Annotated in this window: 19 protein-coding genes and 3 pseudogenes; 6 read left to right on the top strand and 16 right to left on the bottom strand. The window is 58.8% G+C overall.

The features are described from left to right. Positions 1–235: 235 nt before the first annotated feature. The 5 genes and pseudogenes from C3Y91_RS24075 to C3Y91_RS24055 all read right to left on the bottom strand — a co-directional run bounded on the left by C3Y91_RS24075 (position 236) and on the right by C3Y91_RS24055 (position 6,912). Complete coding sequence (locus C3Y91_RS24075; RefSeq protein ID WP_168575881.1) at positions 236–2,530, bottom strand: PBP1A family penicillin-binding protein; 2,295 nt, start codon at positions 2,528–2,530, stop codon at positions 236–238. An 892-nt stretch (positions 2,531–3,422) separates the two neighbouring features. Continuing rightward, positions 3,423–3,661 (bottom strand): annotated as a pseudogene (locus C3Y91_RS38080) (BON domain-containing protein). A gap of 230 nt (positions 3,662–3,891) precedes the next feature. Continuing rightward, positions 3,892–6,066, bottom strand: a complete 2,175-nt coding sequence (locus C3Y91_RS24060; protein ID WP_168575880.1) for a putative bifunctional diguanylate cyclase/phosphodiesterase — start codon at positions 6,064–6,066, stop codon at positions 3,892–3,894. 308 nt (positions 6,067–6,374) lie between these two features. Next, positions 6,375–6,589: pseudogene (locus tag C3Y91_RS38075) on the bottom strand (hypothetical protein). Positions 6,590–6,663: 74 nt separating this feature from the next. Further along, the gene (locus C3Y91_RS24055; protein ID WP_168575879.1) at positions 6,664–6,912 is read right to left on the bottom strand and encodes a hypothetical protein; all 249 of its coding nucleotides are present in this window, start codon (positions 6,910–6,912) and stop codon (positions 6,664–6,666) included. Positions 6,913–7,129: 217 nt separating this feature from the next. Here C3Y91_RS24055 and C3Y91_RS24050 point away from each other — a divergent pair, with 217 nt between their 5' ends. Next, the gene (locus tag C3Y91_RS24050) at positions 7,130–7,369 is read left to right on the top strand and encodes a DUF6894 family protein (protein ID WP_168575888.1); all 240 of its coding nucleotides are present in this window, start codon (positions 7,130–7,132) and stop codon (positions 7,367–7,369) included. Position 7,370: 1 nt separating this feature from the next. Here the strand turns inward: C3Y91_RS24050 and C3Y91_RS24045 are convergent, their stop codons facing one another. Then, a complete protein-coding gene (locus C3Y91_RS24045) occupies positions 7,371–8,096 on the bottom strand; it encodes a Crp/Fnr family transcriptional regulator (protein ID WP_168575878.1) in 726 nt (241 codons plus the stop codon). A 1,551-nt stretch (positions 8,097–9,647) separates the two neighbouring features. On the opposite strand from C3Y91_RS24045, the gene C3Y91_RS24035 reads away from it, so the two are divergent. Together C3Y91_RS24035 and C3Y91_RS24030 are read left to right on the top strand one after the other, a co-directional pair. Further along, positions 9,648–11,549 (top strand): potassium transporter Kup, encoded by a 1,902-nt coding sequence (locus C3Y91_RS24035; RefSeq protein ID WP_168575877.1) that lies wholly within the window; start codon positions 9,648–9,650, stop codon positions 11,547–11,549. A gap of 227 nt (positions 11,550–11,776) precedes the next feature. Continuing rightward, the gene (locus C3Y91_RS24030; RefSeq protein WP_168575876.1) at positions 11,777–12,868 is read left to right on the top strand and encodes a nucleotidyltransferase family protein; all 1,092 of its coding nucleotides are present in this window, start codon (positions 11,777–11,779) and stop codon (positions 12,866–12,868) included. Positions 12,869–13,224: 356 nt separating this feature from the next. Here C3Y91_RS24030 and C3Y91_RS24025 read toward each other — a convergent pair. After that, positions 13,225–13,473 (bottom strand): annotated as a pseudogene (locus tag C3Y91_RS24025) (SDR family oxidoreductase); the annotation flags it as partial. A 230-nt stretch (positions 13,474–13,703) separates the two neighbouring features. Between C3Y91_RS24025 and C3Y91_RS24020 the strand changes: the two are divergent. Beyond that, on the top strand, positions 13,704–14,315 hold the full coding sequence (locus C3Y91_RS24020) for a L,D-transpeptidase (protein ID WP_168575875.1): 612 nt from the start codon (positions 13,704–13,706) through the stop codon (positions 14,313–14,315). Between the two features lie 265 nt (positions 14,316–14,580). Here the strand turns inward: C3Y91_RS24020 and C3Y91_RS38890 are convergent, their stop codons facing one another. Then, positions 14,581–14,949, bottom strand: a complete 369-nt coding sequence (locus C3Y91_RS38890; RefSeq protein ID WP_502362294.1) for a hypothetical protein — start codon at positions 14,947–14,949, stop codon at positions 14,581–14,583. Between the two features lie 187 nt (positions 14,950–15,136). Here C3Y91_RS38890 and C3Y91_RS24015 point away from each other — a divergent pair, with 187 nt between their 5' ends. Next, complete coding sequence (locus C3Y91_RS24015) at positions 15,137–15,625, top strand: cupin (RefSeq protein WP_168575874.1); 489 nt, start codon at positions 15,137–15,139, stop codon at positions 15,623–15,625. Positions 15,626–16,296: 671 nt separating this feature from the next. Here C3Y91_RS24015 and C3Y91_RS24005 read toward each other — a convergent pair. Beyond that, the gene (locus C3Y91_RS24005; protein WP_130655404.1) at positions 16,297–16,965 is read right to left on the bottom strand and encodes a hypothetical protein; all 669 of its coding nucleotides are present in this window, start codon (positions 16,963–16,965) and stop codon (positions 16,297–16,299) included. 511 nt (positions 16,966–17,476) lie between these two features. On the opposite strand from C3Y91_RS24005, the gene C3Y91_RS24000 reads away from it, so the two are divergent. Then, positions 17,477–17,773 carry a PRC-barrel domain-containing protein gene (locus C3Y91_RS24000; RefSeq protein WP_168575873.1) on the top strand — a complete coding sequence of 99 codons (297 nt, stop codon included), beginning with the start codon at positions 17,477–17,479 and terminating at the stop codon, positions 17,771–17,773. 638 nt (positions 17,774–18,411) lie between these two features. Here the strand turns inward: C3Y91_RS24000 and C3Y91_RS23995 are convergent. The 7 genes from C3Y91_RS23995 to C3Y91_RS23965 all read right to left on the bottom strand — a co-directional run bounded on the left by C3Y91_RS23995 (position 18,412) and on the right by C3Y91_RS23965 (position 25,051). Beyond that, complete coding sequence (locus C3Y91_RS23995) at positions 18,412–18,633, bottom strand: hypothetical protein (protein WP_130655403.1); 222 nt, start codon at positions 18,631–18,633, stop codon at positions 18,412–18,414. A gap of 212 nt (positions 18,634–18,845) precedes the next feature. Beyond that, positions 18,846–19,052: a hypothetical protein gene (locus C3Y91_RS23990; protein WP_130666251.1), complete on the bottom strand. Its 207-nt coding sequence runs from the start codon at positions 19,050–19,052 to the stop codon at positions 18,846–18,848. 185 nt (positions 19,053–19,237) lie between these two features. Beyond that, a complete protein-coding gene (locus tag C3Y91_RS23985; RefSeq protein WP_017992211.1) occupies positions 19,238–19,477 on the bottom strand; it encodes a DUF982 domain-containing protein in 240 nt (79 codons plus the stop codon). Positions 19,478–19,834: 357 nt separating this feature from the next. Further along, positions 19,835–21,205 (bottom strand): alpha-glucosidase/alpha-galactosidase, encoded by a 1,371-nt coding sequence (locus C3Y91_RS23980; protein ID WP_128409943.1) that lies wholly within the window; start codon positions 21,203–21,205, stop codon positions 19,835–19,837. Between the two features lie 22 nt (positions 21,206–21,227). Next, positions 21,228–22,895 carry an ABC transporter ATP-binding protein gene (locus C3Y91_RS23975; RefSeq protein WP_130655402.1) on the bottom strand — a complete coding sequence of 556 codons (1,668 nt, stop codon included), beginning with the start codon at positions 22,893–22,895 and terminating at the stop codon, positions 21,228–21,230. A 10-nt stretch (positions 22,896–22,905) separates the two neighbouring features. Further along, positions 22,906–24,042 carry an ABC transporter permease gene (locus C3Y91_RS23970; RefSeq protein WP_168575872.1) on the bottom strand — a complete coding sequence of 379 codons (1,137 nt, stop codon included), beginning with the start codon at positions 24,040–24,042 and terminating at the stop codon, positions 22,906–22,908. A 1-nt stretch (position 24,043) separates the two neighbouring features. Continuing rightward, a complete protein-coding gene (locus C3Y91_RS23965) occupies positions 24,044–25,051 on the bottom strand; it encodes an ABC transporter permease (RefSeq protein WP_024319918.1) in 1,008 nt (335 codons plus the stop codon). Positions 25,052–25,072 lie beyond the last annotated feature (21 nt).

Genomic DNA, 25,072 nt, shown 5'->3' with positions numbered 1-25,072 from the left:
CGAGGGCGTTTCGACCGCTTTAAAGCCACAACCAGCATGGTTGTTTACTTTCGCCTCGTCTAAAGACAGACCCAGGCGTTGAAACCTTCTCCGGTGATGTGGCGAGCGCTCGTCTCGAACACGGAGAGAACAATGAACCGGCAAGGTAAGGGTAAAAGGCGGTTGGGTTCGCGGCCGATCGGAAAACCGGGTCGTGGCGCGAGGACAGTCGGTGCTCGATCTCTGCCGAACCACATCACTTTTCACAAAGCCGTCGGCTGCCGGAATATGGCTGATAGGTGCAATCGGACGGTCGAAAGGAGCGGTAACTGCGCGAGCAGGCGGTGATATTGCACGATTGCGGTGCGCCTTGATCATCAGTTGCGTCTTCTGTCGATCGCACTCCGTTCAGCGTCGGTTCGGTCGCCGCCGCGCGCATGAAATCCCGCCAGATATGCGCTGGCAGGGCGCCGCCCGTCACCCCCTTCATCGGCGCGTCATCATCATTGCCAACCCAAACACCGACGACGAGCGCTTCCGTGAAACCGACGAACCAGGCATCGCGATTGTTCTGGCTCGTGCCGGTCTTACCTGCCGCGTACGTGCCAGGATCTGCTCCACGTCCAGTGCCGCGCTCGACCACCAACTGCAGGAGGGCGAGGAGGTCCGACTGGTAGGGCGAAAGATCGACATTCGGCTTTGATTGTGAGCCAACTCGAAACGTCTTGGGCTGCCCTGCCGCTTGAAAGTCGATAATGCCCCAGGGCCTAACAGGTGCCCTGCCGAGCTGGACGGACGCATAGGCGCTGGTGAGGTTGAGCAGGTTTACTTCGGATGTGCCAAGCGCCAAAGACGGCGTGTTGGCCAGCGGTGCATCGATGCCCAGTTCGCGCGCTGCGGCAATCACATTGTCTAGACCTACCTCCACGGCAAGCGCCACAGACGCGGCATTGAGCGATCGCGCGAACGCCTCGGCAAGCGTTACCCAACCGCGATAGTCGCCACCGGAATTTTCTGGCGCCCAGCCGTTTATGTCAATGGGCGCGTCCAGAACCCGATCAGACAAGGTGAGCCCAGCCTTCAATGCTGCGTAATAGACGAATAGCTTGAAGGTGGAACCCGGCTGACGCATCGCAGTGACGGCGCGGTTGAACTGGCTTGCCTTGTAGTCGTGGCCGCCAACCATTGCAACGACCGCGCCGTCGGGCGTCATAGCAACCAACGCGGCCTGCGATGCTCCGACCGTCTTTCCTTCGCTGTCCAGGGCACTTTTCACGACCTTTTCGGCGATCCGCTGCAACTGTGGCACCAGTGTGGTGCGCACCGAAGTCGAACCTGGCGAGGAGCCGGCGATTTCACTCGCTTGCGGCGAAATCCAGTCGGCAAACCAGCTTCCGGAGCGCGGCGTGGGCGTCGTTGGTTGCAGCCTGGCAAAGCTCGTCTTGGCCTCCGCCGCTTGTGGCTCGGTGATCTTGCCATTGGCCGCCATCGCGTCGAGAACGACCATCGTGCGCTGCCGGGCGCCTTCGAAATTGTCGATCGGATTCCATTGGCTCGGTGCCCGCAGCAACCCCGCCAGCATAGCCGACTCCGGCAGGTTAAGGGCGCCGATGTCCTTATTGAAATAGATGCGCGCGGCGGCAGGCATGCCGGTAGCGCCCGCGCCAAGATAGACGCTATTGAAATAGCGCGTCAGGATTTCCCGCTTGCCGAGTTTCCACTCCAGCCAGACTGCAATGACAACTTCCTGAATCTTTCGTTTTATTGTTCGGTCACTGTCGAGGTATTGCAGCTTGATGAGTTGCTGGGTGATCGTGCTGCCACCCTCCACCACCGATCCAGCCTCCAGGTTCCGCAGAAACGCCCTCCCGATGCCCTTGGGATCGATGCCGAAATGATCCATGAACCGGCGATCCTCAATTGAAAGGACCGCATCGATCAGATTGGGCGGAAACTGGTCGTATCGAGCATAGGGCCCTTGATAAGGTCCCTGTCTTACCAAGGGCGCACCGTCAGCGGTTTCCAGCACGACGACCGGCTTTAACGTTCCATCGCGGATTTCGCTCCAGGGCACGTCTTTTAGCGCCCACACCAGCACGCTTCCTGCGAGGAGGCAGACAAGAACGGCCAAACCCACAGCAAATTTCCACCAGCGCGCAATGAGCGATGCGCTCCGGCGACTTTCACGGGGCTTTGAACGCTGATCGCGAATACCGCGCCCGCCTCTGACCAGGGCAGTGGTCATCCATATGTGCGGAGATAACGTTATCCCCAATCGCGTCGACCTCAGCTTCGTCTTGGAAAACAAAGCGGCCGTCTTGATCTTTGCCGAAGCAGAGCTTGCCTGCAAATCTTGGCGCAGCGCACGCAAAAACGTCCTGGCGGCCAGTCGAGTTTGGCCGAAGGGTCCGCGGGGCGGTTGCGGGTCGTCGACTTGGGTGATTCCTGGCGAATCCGAGGTGGCCACTTGCGCTGCCGAATCCACCGTCTGATTGCCGCCCGTGCTTGAGCTGCCAACGCTTTTGCCTGAGGATTCGTCAGAATTGGGCATCGGTTACCGCTAAAATACAAACGCAGCCTGACCTTATAGCCGGGCGATACAGTGTGTTCTACCGCAAAAGGCGCCCATGGTTCCGAGAGTCTTGCGTCTGGCCATAAATGCCGAATTGATAGGGTTTCCCGCTGCCCATATCAGCAGCGGTAGAGGCTTGTGATACCGGTGATCTTCCGGCGGTCGGGCTGTCTACATACGACAGTGAAAGGCTCCCGAGGCGCCATTCGACAGGCATGCGCTTCCTTTTCCTGTCATCAAGGCACTCGTCCCGGCCGACGCGAAATCCGATAGGGTCCTCGAGCGGATGCAGATGCCGTGCAGATCGACTCGAACGATGCCGAATGTCGACGCTGGGGATCGAAGCAATGTCGGTGCCGATCATCTGGGACGCCGATTTTCTCTACGGGCCACCAGACGCTTCAGGCAACGGCACCTAGGTTCTCTGCGAGATCAACGTCAGTTCCGTCTTCGCCATTCCTGGCGAAGCCCCTGGGGAGATCGCGCGCGCCATGGCGTCGCGGCTGCGCCGCTCCGCAGTGTAACTCTGTCCCCGAAGGACTCGCGACACCTTAGACTTGGCGCGCGAAACCCACCTTGCCCTCCGCTGCCTCGCTTTACCTGCGAGGTTCGTGGATGCATGCCTTCAAAACCTGGCCATTCATGTCGAGTTAAGTTCCGTCGCACCCACCAGCAAATTGACAACGTTCCGCGCGACCTTGCAGCACTGGGCCGCTGCAACACCCATGTAACTATCGCGTATTTCAACTACGCGACAGTTACATATTGCGGCCGGCTGCATCGGTTGCCCAGTCGGGGCTCGCAACAGCCGATTCTCGCGATTAGTCGAGCGGCATATTCCTGGGCTCGCTGTTTAGTAGGTGCCGACAGCTTATCTCCAAAGAGAATGCGCTCCGCGAACGCCAGTCGCAGCAAGCGAGATGGCTTTCTGCCGGTCCGTGAATATAACCTTCGAGCAGGATGACGAGGCCGAGCATCCTGATCTCGATGGCACTGCTGTCGAGATCCGGATCGGCAGAAAGGGCTGCTTGGATTGTTGCAATCATGGACGCCGAACTGTGGCCTTGCGAGCAGCGGTCTTCGTAAATGTCGTTTGGGGCCGAACTTCATATTCTCCTCCTGTTCCGCCCCTCCCACGGAGCTTCACATTACCTCGCATGAGATATGAGCAGCGTGTCCTGGCGTGGCCTGTCGGAGTTAAGTCCGGCTTTCCCTCGGCACGATCGGGCTTAGATTCTCCTGATCCTTGTCGAAAGGAGCATCAGGGAGGTTTTAGCGAAGTTGCTGATTTCCAGTCAGAACCTCCCGGATGGCTCGTCAAGTTATCGACCGTTTGCGCGTTAACCTCGGTCTTTCTTGGCTTCCCCTGCGCCCAAGAGCGCCATGACCTCGCCTCGGCCGATTGGCCGCGACATCAGGAAGCCTTGGATGTTGTCGCATCCAAGCGACTTCAGTGCGTCTCTTTGTTCGTTGGTCTCGACCCCTTCGGCCGTGGTCCGCAGGCCTTGTGCTCGCGCCATGTTGATTATCGCCTCGACGATCGCGCTGTTCCGACCTTCGCGAATCCCTCCAATGAACGACTTATCGATCTTGAGCCGGTCCACGGTCACATTCTGCACCCTGGAGAATGAGGAGTATCCAGTGCCAAAGTCGTCGATCGCAAACCTGACGCCTGCGGCCCTGAGCATCATGATATTACGCTCAGCGTTCTCCTCGCCATTAATGGCCAAACTCTCCGTGATCTCGATTTCGAGCCGGGTCGGCTCGATCCCCCACTTGGCCAGGACAGAAAGAACGCGCAGAGGGTATCCTGGAGAGCTTAGTTCAGCGGCGGAGGCATTCACAGCAATGCTGATTGACGGCAAAAGCGCGATCAGGCTGCACGCGTCTTCCAGCACGAAGGCGCCGATCTTTTGGATCACGCCGATTTCCTCGGCGAGGGGAATGAACACGTCTGGAGCAATCGAGCCCAGCTCGGGGTGCCTCCACCGGCACAGCGCCTCCAATGAACAGGGAACTGAGCTGTCAGAGGAGTAGACCGGCTGGTAAGCGATCTCGATTTGCGTGCCGGTTGACAGTGCTTCACGAAGATCATGCTCAAGCTTTCGACGCGTACGAAGAAGTTCGTCCATATGCTCGCCGAACAGGGCATATGCATTCCGCCCGGCGGCCTTCGCGTGATAGAGAGCAATATCAGCCTGCCTTGTCAGCTCGATGGCATCGGCCTTTGCACCCTTCGCAATTGCAACGCCGACGCTCGCACCAATCGAAACATAAACCCCTTCGATTTCAAAAGGCTCATGCAGGCACGCCACGATCCTGTCCGCGATGACCGCAACTTCTTCGACTCCGATCCTCTCCAGGAAGACTGTAAACTCGTCGCCCCCGATCCGCCCGATCAGGGCGTTCGGAAGTATCTCCCTCACTCGCTTCGCAACAAGAGAAATCAGCCTGTCACCGGTCGGATGACCATAGGTATCGTTCACCGCTTTGAATCGGTCGAGATCAATGAAGAGCACGCTACAGACGTCCTCAGGCATTGCTTGCTGCAGCCGTGCCGCAAGTTCGCTCTTAAAATGAGCCCTGTTGGCCAGACCAGTCAGCGTATCATGCAGCGCCAGATGCTGAAGTTCCTGGTGATTGGACTTGAGCTTGACCGAACGTCGCCAGATCGCATGACCTGCCAGGCTAGCGACAATGAATATAGCAATGACGGAGAGGCCGACGACCGGTAGGGTCGCGTGCAGGACGCTCGTCCCCGGCTCGAAAGGATGCCAACTGAAATATCCGATCACCTGCCCCGACCTTGACGTGAGAGCGATCTGCGAGTGCCGTTTGTCGTGAGGCATCGTGGTCGTGAACTGCATCTCGGCGAACTGGTACTCGGTGCCGATATCGCTGGGAAAGTCGCCGTCAAGAAATCGCACCGCGACATGCAGGTTTTCGCCACCCGCCGACTGCTCGATTCTGCCCGTGTCGGAAGTTATAGGTTTGACGCTGACGACCGCCGGTCGGCTTCCGACGTATAGGAGATCGCTTTCGCCAATCGACAGGACCCTGTCCGATATACCGTCTTCGTCTCCCGCGATAAGCCGCTCATGAAGACGGTTCGCCAAAGGACTATAAGCGCTGCGAAGGTCCTCTGGCGACAACCCCTTGGCTGAATCCGCGACGAATTGATAGATCGTCTGGCCGTCTGCCGAGAGCACGATTGCGGCGTCATGGCCGAAGTAAGTATTCATCCACCGACCAAGATTGGCATCAAGCCAATCGAGATCGCGTTCCTTTGTCTTGACGACGGCATCGTCCCATACCGTAGCGCTTTCTTGATCATGAGCGACCGCGGATTGCATTTTCGAGACGATGAGAGAGACGAGACCCTTCTGCCGTACTGCAGCGACCTCATCGGTTCTGGCCGCGGCCCAATACAGGGTGCCCAAGAGCACCCCTCCCACCAACGCCGAAACGCTTGCCGGAACACCCCACTTCAAAAACCACTGCGACTGCCTGATCATGCGACATCTGCCTTCCAATTAGGCAGACGCTAAACCATTTTCGTTAAACCTGAGGGAAGGGACAGGGTTAATAGTTCTTTCGTTAGTAACGACTTTCAAGCCATCGACTATGGCCCAAGCTTGCGAGAATCCGGGCGCGGCGGGTAAACGAGACGCCGCGCAGGCAAAATGCGTCGCGCAATCGAAACAACCGAAACGATGGGCGCGCTTTCTTTTAGCCGACGCTCATGCACCGAGATGATTGCGCTGCTTGTCGATCGAGGGCGGCATGCCGACGCTCCAGCGGGGAAGCGTGTAGCATATATCGGTTATAGGGATTGGCCGTGACGCGGACCAAGGCGCTCTGTCAGGCTCTGGAGGAGCGTGTCTCGGGGGGAGTTTCGAACGAGACCGATGGCAAGGGTCAGGGCGTGGCGGCCTTTGTTGCTATCGATCTCACAGTGGTTCTTTGTCACCACTGCCGAACCGCAGTGCTGACAAGTTCGATGTCTTGATCGGACGATGTAATAAGGGATTGAAGCATTTCGATGCCTCCAAGATCCCATAAGTGCGCCTTTTCACCCGCTGGAGTCACGCCAAGAGAGAAGACCGACATCGCTAATGATGAGACGTAGACGACGGCGCTTTAACCTCCAGCGAGTCAGGGCTATCGAACTTTATGATCAGCAGCGTGACCAGTTCCTCGCGCGTCCTGTGTCCTTGATTATAGAGGTCGACCGCCGCGCTGCAAAGCAACTGTGTTGATTGTTCCGTTGGCGTTGCGTGATTATGCCGATACCAGGTCCGAACAGCCTCCGAAAGCACGCTCACGTCTTCTATCTGGAGCGAAGGACTGAACTCCATCATATCATCCTCCTACGCGCGCCACTCCGGATCCGTCTTGAGTTGGCGTTCACGCAAAATTTAATCCATTGATTTCTCGATGCCAACTATCAGTGCGATTGCGCACAGTGGCCGTAGGGGCATGGGAACCGATGACGAAAGCATGCCCAATGCTGTTGATCTGAACGCTGCGGAATGGCAAAATAAACGACTTATCCGGCCGGGCTTTGAAGGATTTCGAATGCCACGCTTCCACTTCAACATTCTGTCTGAAGCAGGATCGCTCGACGACTGGGAAGGAACCGAGCTTGCTGATTTGGCTGCCGCTCGCATTGAAGCGGTGCGTGATGCTCGCGCATTGATGAGCAGTGCCGTGCTGCTTGGATATGACATTGCGTCAAGAAGCGTCGAGATCAGAAACGAAACAGGTGATATCCTGCTCGTGTTGCCCTTTTCGGACGCGGTGAAGCGAGTGGGCTGATCTACCTTGGGCGGAGCGGAAGACCCAGCAACTTTTCATATTCGCGCTCTGGCACTCCATAGCAGCCACCGGCAATTTCGATCAATTTTTCCCTGTCCAATATTCGCACGTTTCCGCGGGTCGATCGGATCGCATGGACGCCCTCAAGGACGTGTAGTTCGTTGGTGACGCCCGAACGCCGGACACCGAGCATCAATGCCAGAAATTCATGGGTAATTGCCAGGTTGTTGCCTTCAAGGCGGTCGTGACACATCAGGATCCACCGAGCCAGCCGTTCATGCATATTGTAGCGGGCGTTTGCGAGCGCCGAATGGGCGAGCTGCAGCACGGTTGTGTGAACATAGCGAAGGAAGAAATCCTTCATCTCGGGATCATCGGTGAGCGCGCGCTGAAACGTCTCCATCGGCACCATAATTCCCGCCCCAGCGACTTGCATGAAGGTGCGTGTGGGGGTGGTCTCTACCGCCAGGACGACGTGCATGCCGGATGCGCCTTCGTGCCCGATGTGGCCAATCTCCACCACTTCTTCGTCGATGCTGCTGACAACCATGGATGCCAGGCCTCTTTCCAAGAAGCAGACATGCGTGGTTGGTACGTCGTTATCGACAAGAGCGTACCGTAGTGGCAGGTCGACGCGCTCCATTCCCTCTGAGAGGCGTGCGAAGCGGTCCGCGCTCAACATTTTCAGCAGGGCATTTTCGACAGTCGATTGGTCAATGCAAGTCATAGCGGCTCCGCATGGGAGCTTGGATGTCAAACCAAACGCCTGTGAGTTGGTGAAAACTACGGGACGGCCGTTGGTTTGACCATAGGTCCCCAGGAAGTGTGCGTTTATGACAAAACCACACATAAGCCGCTGAAATTGTTGACGATCAGCGACGAAAAATCGGTAGCGGCCTTTCGATACCTGCCGAAGACCTTAACACATTTTGCCTCTGCATGCGCGCTCATTGCGAAAGGACGAGCGATTCACACAGTGGAAATACCTGCCTTTTGTGTACCGCTGAGATCAGTCGCAATCAATCTCGTCAGCCACGTCGGCGGCAATGCAATTCGGCGGTCAGGACGGCCGCCTTTCGGTCAACATAGGGACCTGGCAGATAGACCGTGATTCCGCGGAAACTTACGATCACCGCCTTTGTCACGCTATCGAAGACGACAGCCATATCCGGCTCGTAGGCCATTTCCTGACGGCGCTTACTCCATCGAGATGTGCACTTATTCGAAGGAAACAAGGTGCCGACAGCAATCCTTCAGGCGCGCAGCGCATTCCACGGCTTGCGAGCGACGCGGCGGAAACGACTGCTGCGACTAGCGTTCAATCCAGCGATCGGTGCGGAACCGCACAGGAACTTTTCCGACCATGTATCGTTTGGCCACAAGGATCGCACAGGTACCCCCTCTTGTGACGGGGCCGTACGCCAACCTTTCCTTCCTGTGCGATCCGTCCGTTCCCAATTTGCCCCGTTTCGGCGAGGCCTCCTTTTTTGGTCCACGGCGCGCAAAGCGCCAATCAGTTGATCTGGAGCCAATGTCGCAGCGCGGCCACGGCCCCGTCGCTGGCATGGGCAATGATGCCGCCAATGGGAGACGGGCGAAGGCAATTAACCCTGATTAGCCGCGGAGGGTCTGCATTTTTTCCACTCCTCGAGAGTGATGCGACCGCACGATGTATCTTCTCGAGGGTCTCCTCGTCGATGTGACCATCGACGTTGCAGCTGACGGTAACCGTCATGTCGAGAAGATGGGCGGGCGCCTGGCACATGTGTCGGGCGGCGTGAAATTCAGTCGCAGTGCGGTACCATTTCACGCCTCCAAGTCACCAAGTCGGTCATGGTCTTGATGCGTTCAATCTTAACGGGGAAAGGCTGCTCTCAACGACTTGACGCGTTGGCACCCCATCGAGTTTCGGAAGGTTGATCTTTGACCTCACTCCGCTTTCGATGTTTTCGATACTTGGCGTCGATGCTAGCGCTCCTCCTTACCCGCGATCCCGTGTTCCTCGCGGCCGGCGTTTAGGCAATATGTGTTTGTGCATACAAATGGGGTAATCTCCACGCGCGGGACTACAAGAACTTCTCGTAAAATTTCGTCTTCGCCAGATGCACGTTTCGCCTTGTCAACTTGAAAAGCGACAGGTTTCAAGAGAAGCCATGGCCTCCCACGGCGATGTTCGCGACACAGCCGTGTAGGTCTTTTCACGTTCGCCTGGCGTTGCAAAGACGTTAAGCCGGTGGCAACTTCCAGCGTGCACCGCTTGCCCAACAGGACATGCCATTTGACCGAGACCAAGCTGCGATCGGCAGATCCGGAACTGGAACACCTGACCCGGCAAGGATGGCCATCGCTCGTTCTCGCCGCTCTGGGCGTCGTCTATGGCGACATCGGGACAAGTCCTCTCTACGCGTTTAGGGAAGCCCTCCACGCCACCGGAGGATCGGGAGCGGATTATGCCAACGTGCTCGGCATCCTTTCGCTGATCGTCTGGGCGCTGACGATCGTGGTCACGTTGAAGTACGTGACCTTCGTGCTGAAGGCGGACAACCGCGGCGAAGGCGGCACGCTGTCTCTCATGACTCTCGCTCGCGAAGGCCTGACCGGGCGCCCCAGGTGGGTGCTTGTCCTGGGTGTAATCGGCGCCTCGCTGTTTCTCGGCGATGCAATCATCACGCCGGCGATCTCCGTCCTGTCTGCCGTCGAGGGTATCGAGGTGGTGGCGCCGGCTCTCTCCACCTGGGTCGTGCCCATCACTCTGACGATCATCGCCGTGCTGTTTTTCGTCCAGCGGTTCGGCACGAGTGGTGTCGCCTCGGTATTCGGTCCCGTAACAGCTCTGTGGTTCGTTGTCCTGGGCGTCAGCGGAGCGATCCACATCTTTGACGACCCGTCGGTGCTAGGCGCAGTCAACCCGATCCATGCGGTCCGGTATATTGCAAACAACATCGGCTCGGCCATCGCGGTGCTTGGGGCGGTCTTCCTTGCTGTGACCGGCGCCGAGGCTCTCTATGTCGACCTTGGACATTTCGGCCGGCGGCCGATCGTCACGGCGTGGTTTTCGCTCGTCTTCCCGAGCCTGCTTCTGAACTACTTCGGACAGGGAGCATTCGTGCTCGCCAATCCCGAGATGGCCGAGCATCCCTTTTTTAGCATGCATCCAGAATGGGCGAGATTCCCCATGGTCTGTCTGGCGACCGCGGCAACGGTCATCGCCAGCCAGGCCGTCATCTCCGGCGCCTACTCGCTCGTCCGTCAGGCGATGCACCTCAACCTGCTTCCGCGCCTGCGCATCCTTCACACCTCCGAAACGCAATCCGGGCAGATCTTCATGCCGCAGGTGAACAACCTGCTGTTCATATTCGTGGCTGCTCTGGTGCTCTTCTTTCGAAGCTCAAGCGGCCTATCCGCCGCCTATGGTATCGCTGTGACAGGCGAAATGTTCATCACTTCGATCCTCCTGTTCATCGTGATGCGGCGGATCTGGAGTTGGAAGCTGGCGACGGCCCTTGCTGTTATTGTGCCGATGTCACTGATCGACGCCGGGTTTTTAGCCGCCAACATCGCGAAGTTCGCAGATGGCGGATGGGTTCCCGTTGCGGTGGCGTCGACGATGGCGCTGATGATGCAAACATGGACGGCCGGCCGCCGCGTGCTTGCCGCTCGCACCAAGGCCGACGAAATCCCACTCGCGGCGATCATCGACAACCTGGCCCGGAAGAAGCCGCTGACGGTGCCTGGGACTGCGATGTTCCTGACAAGCGACATCGAAGGCGCGCCAACCGCACTTCTCCATAGCTTGAAGCACTACAAGGTCCTCCATGAGAGGAACGTCATTCTCAGCGTCGTCACCTCGACCACGCCGTTCGTCCCCGACGATGAGAAAATCTTCCTTGAAAGCTTCAATCCCCAATTCAGCCGGCTGGTAATTACGTTCGGCTACATGGAGACGCCCAACATCCCTCGTGCGCTCGTCCTCGCTCGCAAGCTCGGCCTGAAGTTCGACATAATGTCGACCTCCTTCTTCCTGTCCCGCCGAACGATCCTGCCGTCAAAGAAAGGTGGCCTGCCGTTCTGGCAGGACCGGCTGTTCATCTCTCTTGCGCAAAATGCCAGCAATGCGACAGACTATTTCGGGCTGCCGTCCGGGCGAGTGGTCGAACTCGGGCTGCAGACATCCATTTAGCGGCGAGAGACCCCACCCAGCCGCTCGATCCCATTGGTGACCGGCGGAGAGACCTAACATTTGCTGTGTGCGGATCCGCGAAGCGATCAACGCCTTGAAGGAGACGGTGGACAAGAACGCCGCAGCCGCAGTCCGTACAATAGTCCATGAGACAACCCTGTTCCTCTCCGGTGCTACGTCGGTTATTACCATTCTTGTTGAAATGGTCATAATAAGCGAGAGCTGCCATGAAGACTGTCGATCTGATGTACCAGACCATGCTGGCCGAGCTGGCGCAGCGGACCATGGACGCTGCATGGACAGCAGACTTCCCCTCGGAAGGCCGCTTCATCACAATGGAGGTCAAGGGCAAACGGTATTGGTATTTCGACCTGCCGGATGGATCAGGCGGCAAGAAGCGTCGCTACGTCGGCCCTGCAGACGATCCGGAGATCGCGCAGCGCGTCGAGGACTTTAAGCGCGACAAGGAGAGTCTGCGCGACCGCAGGCGCATGGTCGCGAGCTTGACGCGACAGGGAGGCATGGTCGCGCCCGACCCAATGTCAGGCGACATCGTCGAGGCGCTTTCGGTCGCTGGCCTGTTCCGGCTCCGCGCCGTCCTAATCGGCACGGTCGCCTTCCAGACCTACGCCGGACTCCTCGGCGTCCGCCTGCCTCTGGCTGCGATCCTCACGGGGGATGCGGACATCGCCCAGGACTATACGATCTCCCGTGAAGTTGAAGACACCTTGCCCCCGATCCTCGATCTGCTGCAGGCGGTGGATCCGACATTCCGTCCGGTTCCTCATCGATCGGGCGCCGCAGCTTCGACCGCTTTCCAAACCAAGGGCGGCTACCGGGTCCAGTTCCTAACATCGCACCGTGCCTCGGACGATTACATCGACCAACCCGCCAAGATGCCTGCTCCCGGCGGCGCCAGCTCAGATCCGCTCCGGTTCTTGGATTTCCTCATTCGAGAGCCAATGAGGACCGTGCTGCTTCACAAGAGCGGTGTGCCGGTTAACGTCCCGGAGCCGTCCCGGTACGCTGTCCACAAGCTGATCATTGCTACCAAACGGCGTACAGACGGGCACTTCGTCCTGAAGCGCGACAAAGATCTCCGGCAAGCGGAACTCCTGTTCGAGGCGCTCTACGAGACACGGAGATCGTCTGACTTCGCCCTCGCCTATGACGAGGCTGAGGAGCGCGGCCCTGCATGGCGTGAGGCCCTGCAGGAGGGCAAGGACATGCTTTCGAAGGACGGCCAGCGGATGCTCTCGCAGATCCTGCGGCTGGGCAACCAGCAAATCGGCAAAGAGAAGACGGACGATCCACAGTAAGGAAAAAGAGCAAGGGGCAGCTATCGGACTGTCCATGCGAGTCTCATAGGACGAGGGATGAGAATGGTCACAGCAGGAATGGCGGAAAAATGGCGCCGAGGAACGCCGCCGTGCGCCCATGGCAAGGGCGCCCCTCCAAACAATGAGCATACCAGGCAAAGGCGCTCCCGCGCCGGCGCCAGTTCGCGCACGGCTTGACCGGTTAAAAGGGCAGCCGCAGGAGGGTTAGCATCGCGCCGCTCGGAACGAGCGGAACCCGGGACGACTGCCCCCGGCAAGCTGTTCCGCTTGGGGCGCACCACCCCAGGCTGTGCGAAAACTGGCGGAGGAGATCGCCACCACTGCGCTCGGAATTCTCAAGCGGTGGGAACGGTCCCGCCGTCGATGACATATTCGGTACCGGTTATGGCCGCGGCGCGTGGGGACGCCAGGAAGGTTATCAGATCGGCCACCTCGCCGGGTTTCGCCGGTCGCCCGAGCGGAATTCCGCCGAGAGAGTTCATGATGATCTTCTTGCCGCCTTCATAATCGGTGCCGACCTCCCTCGCGAGCCGTTGTGCCAGGGCTACGGCGGCGTCGGTCTCGATCCCGCCCGGCGACCTGACGGACTGGGGCCAGGCCCTGTGTCCCGCTTAGACGCGCTGCTCACATGGGCTGCCCAACGGGAGGGCGCGGACGGCGGCGATCAGGAGGGCATAAAACGGGGGCGTAGGACATGAGCTTCATCGAAGTGACGGTAGCGACGAAGATCACGGTGAAATCCAGACCGACCCCGCCATAGTGCCGCCACAGAATTCCGCCCAATCATGCCTGTATAACAAGCGGATGGCGAAGAATGAGATTGCTGATTTTCCTTGCTGCGGCCCTCTTTGCGACAGCGATGCATGCCCAAGCCCAAGTTTACGCACCGTATGATGGATACGATGAATACGACGGCTATGGCTATGATGACCCTTACAGCCCCTATCCCCCTCCTCCCTACTACGAGCCAGAGCCCAGCTATCGGGAACCTTTGCAAGAACGTCAGGAGCCATCAACGCGAATTGGGAGGGGAACCATCGTCATCGCCACGAGTGAGCATAGCCTTATCTACACAACACCATGGGGTGAGCAGTTCGCTTACCCCATTGCCGTCGGCCGTGAGGGCAAGCAGTGGTACGGAAAAACTCGGGTCGTATCGAAACGATTGCATCCTGAATGGCGGCCGACGGCCAGCATGCGGCAGAAGAATCCAAGGCTTCCGGCAGTCGTGAAACCCGGTCCCGCCAATCCGCTTGGAACCCGCGCGATCTATCTTGCCGACGGACTGCTCCGCATCCACGGCACCAACGATCCCTCCTCCATCGGCACCAATGCATCGAGCGGCTGCTTTCGGATGTACCGTCAGGACGTGGAGGAGCTTTACGAGATGGTTCAGCCGGGAACGCAGGTCGTCGTCCAACGGTGACTGTTCGTCAAACGGTCTCCAGCTCGGGCTTCAGCGATCCCGGGAAGTCATCTGGTCGGACCTGCTGTCGTCCTAGTCCATTTAGCCGCCACTGACGAAGTTCCGCCTTCGCCTTTTTACGCCATATTTCACGTCGGGATTCACCTTGATCTTCTCCCCGGACGGCTTCCAAGCGAGATGACAGTTCTCGAAGCTCGGTCTGCAACGACAACGACTTCCTGATCCGTGGACATTTGCCGGGGCCAACGCTTTGTCGGCACACCTGCTAGGCGGTCGATCTCAGGGGCCACCTCCGCATAATCCAGCGGCCTACGGGATGCGTAACCGAAGGCTCTCTCAGTTGGACCCGGCCCTTTGACGTATCAGCAACGAAGGTATCGCCCTGGACTTCTTTGACACCAATGCTGGCCGTCCACTGCCATTTCTGACCAGGTTGGTTCGGCGTCGCAGGCGTTGAGAGCGTGAGTTCGCCCTCCGGCGCTTTGACGGCAACCGGGAAGCAACTACCGAGCGGAGCATCAATCCGTGGATTTTGTCCCCTCGGGAAGGAGACGACGAAAGGCGATTCCTCACACGTATTCCCGCCCGTCGATGAGGTTCCGACAACTACCGCCATTCCGCCGATGACGTCCATCTCGTCGGAGTGCGCCTTTCCGAAACTAGGGCATGTCAGGGAACCGCTGGTGACCCCCAAAGTTTAGCTTTGAGAACATCGTCGCAGATGAGCTCAATGGAAACGCGGCGTAAGATTTGGGCGAACAACGTCGACGGATCGATGGCCGTCGCGTCGCGGCAATCGACAACGACCTTGGGAATTCAGCATGAACACCGAGACAATATTTTTCAAGCCGAGCGACTGGGTCCCGAACAATCCGCATTTTCCTGTATTGATTTACAGAGGCCTTTTTGCTGACGGTGGAGCTACCGATTTCGACCGTCGTTTCGCTGCAAATGGTTGGACAGGCATCTGGACAAACGGTGTCTTCGATTATCAGCATTACCATTCCGGCGCCCATGAAGTGCTGGGAATTGCGCTTGGTAGCGCCACGCTGTTGATCGGCGGTCCGGGCGGTCAACAGTTGGATGTGATAGCGGGAGACTGCCTGGTACTTCCAGCCGGGACAGGGCACCGAAATCTCGGGTGCACGTCGGACTTCCAAGTGATAGGCGCTTATCCTAAGGGACAGCATGCCGACATTCAGACGTGCGCTCCTTCAAGCGAAATGCTGGCGAAAATCTCGTCAGTCCCCCTGCCCCACACCGACCCCGTCCAAGGATCGTCGGGATTTCTCACCGAGAAATGGCGGTAGTCATTGGCGCACCGCGACCGATTTCCTGAAGATGCGCAATTTGCGAGCCCAGCCTAATGGGTCCTTGAGAATTCGAGCCGTACTTTTCGACAGTTTTGTTGTTGTCCGGCGAAATGAGCCAGTCAATCGCGCCCGCATCTGGTCACAATGCGATGTCATACGCAGCGTCCGAAAGGCTGGTTTGCACTCTATGCTTTCAAAACTGATCGTGATTGCCATCTTGTCCCCTGCGCTGGTGCTGACCGCTTGCTCACATCCCGAGCCCCTGCAGACGTCCACGGTCGCTCCGGGCGCTGCGACGGCAGTTCCGATCACTGACCAAGCGGTGATTGCCGAGACGGTGGGACGGGCCACGGTCGGTTCTGATCCGCTTGCCTGGGCCAATCCGTCAACTGGCAGCGCCGGGGTTATCGAGCAGGTCCGGCCGGGCACAGACAATCCAAACGGATGCCGCGACTTCGTCACAAGCAAGCAAAGTCTTGAGGGCGTGACACGGTTCAATGGTGTCGCTTGTCCGGCAGATGGGTCTTGGAAGATAAACGGCTCACCGGGCTTGCACTAGCAACGTGGCAAGTTAAATCGGGTTCAGCGCTTGCTCTTGCATTTCAACTCCCTATTGCAGATCTCAATCGAAATTTCCTGCCGTCAGCAGAGCGATTCATTGCGTTAGATCAGTCGGCTTCATCACCTGTCTTTGGAAATAGTTGCAGGACATTCGATCCGTTCGATTGCGTGACAGTCCCAGTCGCTCGACGGCCGGAGCTTCGTTCTCCCACGCTCTGGATCGCCGATACGAGGCCCTCACGCTGGCGATAGTAGTCAGGCTTGGTAGGCAGCGTCAGACCGAACTCTTCGAGCATACGCTCAATCAGGTCCATGGCCTCGGCTGCAAGACCCGCATAACCTTCCTGACGCTTCTCAAAGAATCCATCGAACCCGGCCCGAGACAGATCGAGGCTATCCAACGCATAGTTGAGGTTCTTGACCCGGTTCGACAGCCACAAGATTTCGTCTGACAACTCGGTGGTGAAAAGCTTCCAATCGGCGTCCTTCGGAAGCGAAAGGACAGGATCCGGAACGTGAAACGCGAATTCGCCTTCGTCCATCGGATTGAATTCGGGGGTGTCCCGGACTGCCGCATAGCTCGCTCCGACGAAGTCGTCGAGCGCCAACACCGTCATCATTGCCAGATTTCTCGCCTCGCTTCGTGGGCGCCGATTGATCTGCTTTCTTGCAAGCTGAATCACGGTGGGGAAGCAGGCGCCAACAGTAAAGCCACCGGCAGCAATCAGCGCTCCCATTGCCATTATCCCTTGAGTGGTTTCGAAGAACTGCGTCAAAAGTCACCTCATTCGATTGGAGATGCGGGCCGCGTCAAAAGCACGCGCAGACGGAATCAGAACTTTCCGTTCCAATGTGCCGCGAACTGAGAAGATAAGGAACACTGTTTCCTCGCCCATCCGCCCACTATTGAGCGACCGGAGGAGACAAAAATTTGGTCAATGATAGCCATGCTGGTTTCCCTGACGTCACCAGGCGTCTTTGCTGAACACCGGCGGCAGCTTCTTTGGCAAGGAGCTGTCAGTTCAAAATGAAGTCAGCATATAAAGTGAGATCGAACGGTATCGCTTTCAAGGACCGTTTGTTGATTGAGTGGGGCGGCTTGTAGCAAAACTACCCCGCCTTCTTGTTTGATATTTGCCCCACAGTCAAAGCATCTTGCATCCCCGGCCAGGGCATCGGCATTGATCAATCTGGTGAGAAAGATGTGCGGATCCTGATTATTCGCCTACTGCCGGAACATTCGGTTTGCGTTCCGATTACCCCTCCTCCACAAAGGAGGAAACGATCATGGATCATACCAACCACGTACGCTTGACGACTTCGGAACTTACCCCTGCCGTCCTCGAGGGCGCCACCATCTATGGAGCCGACGATCACAAGATCGGCAAGGTCGATCATATCCACGGCGCGGGCGCGGGCGGCTCCGCAGTCATCGACGTCGGAGGCTTTCTGGGTATCGGCGCGAAGCCTGTTGCCGTTCCGATCTCGGATCTTGAGTTCATGCGCGATGAAGACGGCGAAGTTCATGCCGTCACGAGCTGGACCAAGGACGAGCTCAAGCAGACGCCCGAGCACCGCGACTGAGCATAATCAGATGATGCGTTCTGTCCTGGGGTAGTCGTTGACGCTGCAGGGCGCATACTGGCGCAAAAGCTGCCGAGGCTCGTCGGCGATCGGTCCCAAGCAGCAAGCGGCTGGTCATCGAGAATGCTGCGTTTTCATCGTCGCGGGTCCCCCCGGGGCTGGAGGTCGTCCTCAATAGACGAAGTGCCGCGCCTTCATCTGCAGCGCACGGGACCTGCGGCATAACCGGGACATGCCTGTGAATCGTCGCGGGCGCGTCCTGTTTCAGCCTCTATACCGTCCTGCTCCGCCGGGCGAAATTCGATGTGAATCGCCTTATCTGGCTTTGCCGTGGCCTACGCAGCGGATCGGGCGATTTCGAAAGGAACTCGTCGAGTGCAAGCGGCATCCTTGCCGCAACGGTACGGCCTCCCTGAACGTCGCGACAGGCCCGCCAGCGTTCCGGAGCATCGATCCCATTCAACCGAATCCGCTCGTCATGGGCGAAGCCAGCGCCGAGTTATGGCGGGAGTGTCTATGCGGGTGGCTATTATCGTAAGAATGGCACCTATGTGCGCGGGTATAGCTGACGACGATAATCACTCGCAAAAGGGTGGGGAGTTTATGACAATTTCCCTGCGACGGTCGGGCTTTAAGCCTCAATATTGTCGAGCATCGAACTCTTCAATCGTTTCGGGGTCCTGCTGATATTCCCATTTCACACCGTTCAGCCGGCGCCAGATTTGTCCCGACGGGTTTCGGGCGCCGCCGTCGACGAGTGGCACCGGCAAGAGTGTCTCGTATTTGTGCCAGAGTGTGACGTCAGCGACCTTGGCCTGCTTGGGCTTGCGGAACAGGTTGAAAAGGAGTGCGAAGTCCATTGGCCGATTTTTCTCCAAGGGACTCAACTATAGGGACATTTTGGGTACTTTCAAGTACCCAAATTTGAGGAATTCGCCGCGCGGAAAATATCGGCGCCACTGCTCACGAGTAGCATGCGTCATAGATCGAACAAAGGTTAGCTAGGGGCCCGATTGCGAACGCCGCCCAGAGGCCTCTGAGCTAGCACAGACGCCTCCAATTATAGAAGCGCCTACACTTCCGCGTTGTCGTTGAACGGCAGTCCGCGAGTTCTCCATTCGTCCCTCAGTATATCTTCCAGTTCCTCGACCGTGAATTCGTCGAAGTTTGCCCAGAGCTGCACGGCCAGCGCCTTCAAATTCGACGTTGTTTCTGGGTCAGCATCGGCCGCCGCGGCAAGCCGATAGATTTCCTGGCGGAGTGCATCACTCTCTGTCATGTCGCTCCTCATGGCACTGCGCCAGCGCCTCCTATTCGATGGCAGGTAACGAACAAGGTAATCCCTAAAGGCCTCCCACAGTTCCGATGAAGCTCCCGATTTCAGTTGAGGCCGGCGAGCGCGTTGCTCACGGGACGTCGAGGGCGGGAGGCATGATCCAATTTCTCACTTGGAACGAAGCGACGTTACGTTTGTCGCAGGATGCCGGCCTCCTTCGCCGCAGCCTCAAATGCAGCTCGCGCTTCCGCACCGGGAACAACGCCATTCGCCGCGTCCAGACATACCTTCCGCGCTGTCGCGTAGCTTGCGCTCCTGTTATCGGGCCAGGATTTCTTCAAAAATGCGACCGCCTCTCGAGCGCTCCTGATGACGTGATGACGATCATCTATCTTCAATTCGACGTTCGCATCCCAGATGCTGATCATGGCGTCCTCCGTGGGGCAGGCTTCCCACAAACGTATATTAGGAAGATCTGTTCCAAGGGGACGATCCGGTCGGAATTTTGGCAGCAGCATGAGGCTCTTTCGTTTTAACCCAACAACCGCTCGCGATAGCCGTCGCTGTTGCGCTGCGTCCTACCGCCGTGCTTCGAAAGCTTCGCCTTATTTTCGGTTAAGCGCCTTCGATTCGGCTCTGCAGGCGCATTCAAGAAAGTGGTGACAGGATGCCGATCCGGCCATGCGAGTCACGTCCCCAAATCGCAAAACGCCCCATCCTCACGCAAAGAGCCCCGCGGTTGTTGCGACCGCGGGGCTCCTTGACGCCTTACCCGGGAGAGGGGGTCAGGCGGCCTGTACCTTGCGGGTCGTGCGCGCCCATTCGGGCAGCCAGTCACCGTGGGTGGCGAGCAGATCGTCGACCAGCGACCAGATCTGGTCGAGGTCGAGTTCGGCTGCCGTATGCGGGTCCATCATCGCGGCGTGGTAGATGTGCTCGCGATTTTCCGTCATCAGCGCCTGCACCGTCAGCTCCTGCACGTTGATATTGGTGCGGATCAGCGCCGTCAGCTGCGGCGGCAGGTCACCGATGAAGGTCGGCTGGATGCCGGAGGCATCGACGAGGCAGGGCACCTCGGCGGCGCAATTGGTCGGCAGCGAGGTGATGCAGCCATTATTGCGGACATTGCCGTAGATCACCGAGGGTTCGCCCGTCCAGACCGAGTTGATGATCGAGGATGCATATTCCTTCGACGGCTGAACCTCGATCTTGTCGGCCGAACGAAAGGCCTCCGCCTGCCCTTTCCAGCGCTCGATCTGCTCGATGCAACGCTTCGGATATTCATCGAGCGGAATGCCGAATTTCTCGATCAGGTCCTCACGGCCTTCCTTGATGAAATAGGGCGTGTATTCGGCGAAATGCTCCGAGCTTTCGGTGACGAAATAGCCAAGCCGCGTCAGCATCTCGTAGCGCACCTTGTTCGGGCAGCGCGGGTTCCAGCCGGGCTTCGGCGCCCTGCCCTCGCGATAGGCGCGCAAGAGGTCGGGATAGAGGTTGCGGTAGGAACCGTCCGGTTGGCGATGCTCGAATTTGAGATAGAAGGCCATGTGGTTGATGCCGGCCGCGCGGTAACGGATTTCCTCGTAGGGAATGTCGAGGTCATGGGCCAATTCCATCGCCGTGCCCTGCACCGAATGGCAGAGGCCGACCTGGCGGATGGTCGGATATTTCTCCGATATCGCCCAGGTGTTGATCGCCATCGGGTTGACATATTGCAGCATGATCGCCTCGGGGCAGACGGCGAGCATGTCCTCGCAGACTTTCCAGAGATGCGGCACGGTGCGAAGCCCGCGCATGATGCCGCCGACGCCGAGCGTATCGGCGATCGTCTGGCGCAGCCCATATTTCTTCGGCACTTCGAAATCGGTCACCGTGCAGGGCTCATAGCCGCCGATCTGGAAGGCGACGACGACGAAATCGGCGCCCGAAAGCGCCTTGCGCTGGTCGGAATAGGTTTCCGCCTTCGCCTTCACGCCGAGCGTCGAGATCAGCTTGTTGACGACGATGGCGCTTTCTTCCAGCCGCTGCGGGTTGAGATCCATCAAGGCGATCGTCGCGCCTGACAGGGCCGGACGCTGCAGCACGTCGCCGACGATGTTCTTCATGAACACGGTGGAGCCAGCTCCGATGAAAGTGATTTTGGGATTTCTTGCCATTATAACCTCCGGCATTCGGCAATCATGCTACCTCGAAAGCGGCCTTGACGAGCCGTTCGGTGTAGGCGGTCTTGGGATGGGTGAGAACTTCGTTGACAGGGCCCTCTTCGACGATCTTGCCATGCTGCATGACGATGACGCGATGGCAGAGCGCCCTGACGACCTTGAGATCGTGGGAGATGAATAGGTAACTTAAGCCGCGCTCGTCCTGCAGCTTGCGCAGGAGTTCGATGATCTGCGCCTGGACGGAAAGGTCGAGCGCCGATGTCGGCTCGTCGAGCAGGATAAATTCCGGCTCCAGCGCGATGGCGCGGGCAATCGCGATACGCTGGCGCTGGCCGCCGGAAAATTCGTGCGGGAAACGCGACAGGATATTTCCCGGCATGCCGGCGGCGACAAGCGCCTCGCGCACCCGGTCCTGGCGTTCGCCCTTGGTCGCGCCCAGCCTGTTGACGACGAGCCCCTCCTCGATGATCTGGCCGATCGTCATGCGCGGATTGAGCGATGAGAAAGGATCCTGGAACACCACCTGCATGCGGGCGCGCAAAGGCCGCATCTCGGCTCTGGAAAGGCCGTGGATCGGTTGATGGTCGAAATGGATCTCGCCGCTGTCCGGCGTGTTCAGCCGCAGGATCGCCTGGCCGAACGTCGTCTTGCCGGAGCCGGATTCGCCGACGAGACCGAGCGTCTCGTGACGGCGCAGCGTCAGGTCGAGGCTGTCGACGGCGACAAGTTCACGCATTGCCGGCCTGAGAAAGGTGCCGTGACGCATCATGAAGGAGACGCGCACACCCTTGGCATCGAGGATGACATCCGACCCTTCGGGCAGCGGATTGGCCTGGCCACGCGGCTCGGAGGCAAGCAGATGCCTGGTATAGGCGTCCTGCGGATTGGCAAACAGCGCTTCGGTGGTGTTGTGCTCGCGCACTTCGCCAAGCTGCATCACATAGACGTAATCGGAGAACTGCCGCACCACGGTCAGATCGTGGGTGATGAGGATGACGGCCATCCCCAGTTCCTTCTGCAGGTTGCGGATCAGGTTCAGGATCTGCGCCTGCACGGTGACGTCGAGCGCCGTCGTCGGCTCGTCGGCGATCAGCACGTCCGGATCGTTGGCAAGCGCCATGGCGATCATCACGCGCTGGCGCTGGCCGCCGGAAAGCTGATGCGGATATTGCATGAGCCGCGCGGCAGGATCGGGGATCTGCACATGTTCGAGCAGTTCAAGCGCGCGCTTTTGCGCATCCCTCCTGCTGATCCGGCGATGGACGCGGATCGCTTCGACGATCTGGCTGCCGATCGTATAGATCGGGTTCAGCGAGCTCATCGGCTCCTGGAAGATCATCGAGATGCGGTCGCCGCGCAGCTTGCGGCGCGCCCGCTCGGAAAATTTCAGGATATTGCTGCCGTCATAGGCGACCGTCGATTTCTCGGAGACGACGGCGCGTTTCGACAACAGTCCCATCACCGTTCGCGCCGTTACCGATTTGCCCGAACCGGATTCGCCGACGATCGCGATGGTCTCGCCGCGATAGAGCTGAAAGGAGACGTCCTTGACGGCTTCGACCATGCCGTCCTCGACCTTGAAATTTACCGCCACATTGCGGGCGTCGATGATTGGCGTGTCCGAACGGCCATCATGGTCGTGGCGGACGGGCGGGGCGAAGGAATTGACCAGTGCAAGAGCCATCTTCATCACCTCAATAAGGATCGACCGCGTCGCGCAATCCGTCGCCGAGCGCATTGAATGCGAAGACGGTGACGAGCACGAAGCCGACGGGGGAGAGAATCCAGGGATAGGAGCCGATCACCGAATAGGTCGCCGTATCCTGCAGCATCAGCCCCCAGGAGATCAGCGGCGGCTTGACCGCAAAGCCGAGGAAACCGAGGAAGGATTCCAAGAGCACGACGCTCGGTATATGCAGCGTCACCGCGACGATGACGTGGCTCATCACGTTCGGGAAGATGTGCTGCATGATGATGCGCGTGTCGGTGGCGCCGACGGCCATTGCCGCCCTGACATAATCGATGCGGGCAAGTGCTAAGGTCTTGCCGCGCACCTCGCGCGACATCTGCGCCCAGCCGAGCGCCGACATCACGGCAATGACGAAGGCCAGGAAGACGTTGGTCGGCGCCGTCACCGGGATCAGCGAGGTCAGCGCCAGATAGAGCGGCAGCTGCGGGAAGGCGAGCACCAGTTCGACGAAACGCTGCAACCAGATATCGAATGTGCCGCCGAAATAGCCCGACACCATGCCGACGGTCGTGCCGATGATGGTGACGATGAAGACCACCGTCAGCGCAATGGTCAGCGAAATGCGCGAGCCGATGACGGCGCGCGACAGCACGTCGCGGCCGAACTTGTCGGTGCCGAGGAAATGCACCGGCTGGCCGTCGGTCGAGCCGAAGAAGTGCCGGCTGGCCGGGATCAGCCCGAAGAGTTGGTATTCAGCGCCCTTGACGAAGAAGCCGAGCAACCGCGGGTTGTCGTAGTCGATGCCGACGATCGGCTGGAAGGTGACGGGGTCGAGCTCTTCGGAATCCGACAGCGCATAGACGCGCGGCTGGAAGACGAAATTGCCGTCCTTGTCGTGGAAACTCATCACCTGCGGTGGCGCGAAGCCGACATCGGTCGCTTTCGGGTCCATCGGCGCAAAGAAATCGGCAAAGATCGCCATGACGATCAAGAGCACGACGAGCACCAGCCCAGCCATGCCGGTCCAGGAGCGCCTTAGCCGGCGCCAGACAAGGGCGATATAGCTTTCATGCCCACGCGATGGCTTGTTGATGGAAAGTTCTGTCGTCGGCGGAGGTGGCGCGGAGTCGAAAGCCAGCATCTCAGGCTCCTCCATATTGGCGGACACGGGGATCGAGCAGGGCGAGCAGCATGTCGGCGATGATGTTGCCGACGATCAGCGTCGCCGACAGCACCATCATGAAGGTGGCGGTGACATAGACGTCGCCGACCGCCATCGAGCCGACGATCGCCGGGCCGACGGTCGGCAATGCGAAAATGATCGCGGTTTCGATCTCGCCGGTCAGCATGTAGGGCAATACGACACCCTGGTACATCACCAGCGGGTGCAGCGCGTTCGGCACCGCATGGCGCATCACCACGGCTGCGCCGGAAAGCCCTTTGGCCTTGGCCGTTTCGACATATTGGGCATTCAGCGTATCGAGCAGATTGCCGCGCATGACGCGCATATTGTAGGCGAGCCCGCCGAAGGTGGCGATCGCCACGACAGGCCAGACATGGTGGACGAGATCGGCGAACTTCGCCCACGACCAGGGCGCCCCGCCATATTGCGGCGAGAAGAAGCTGCCGATTTCGGAGACGTTAAGCTGGAAGACCAGGAGATAGACGATGATCAGCGCCATCAGGAAACGCGGCACCGTCATGCCGAGGAAGGAAATTCCCGAAAGCAGGCTGTCGATCCAGCTATATTGTCGCGTCGCCGCCCAGATGCCGAAGCCGATGCCGAGCACCGAGGCAAAGAGATGGCAGACGAGCGCCAGAAGCAATGTCCGCGGCAGGCGTTCACCGACGACATCGGCGACCGGCTTGTTGTAAAACATGCTGTAGCCGAAATCACCGCGGGTCACGATCCCGCCGATCCAGTTGACGTATTGGACGACCATCGGCTTATCGAGGCCGTGCTCGACCCGGTAGAGCTGCGCCTGCGCTTCAGCCTGGGCATAGGACGCGCCGCCCTGGTTGATCAGCTGGGATCTTATGTAATCGGCGTAGTCGCCGGGTGGTGCCTGGATGATCGCGAAGGTCACCACGCTCAGGATGAAGAGAATGGGAATCGCGGAGGCTATGCGCACGAGCAGGAATCGTAACATCGAACGGTTCGCTTCTCCTTG

The organism is Rhizobium ruizarguesonis (assembly GCF_012349115.1).
In the GTDB taxonomy this organism is placed as follows: Bacteria; Pseudomonadota; Alphaproteobacteria; order Rhizobiales; family Rhizobiaceae; genus Rhizobium; species Rhizobium ruizarguesonis.
Note: the sequence above shows the minus strand (reverse complement) of the source record. Positions and strands in the feature narration are given on the sequence as shown.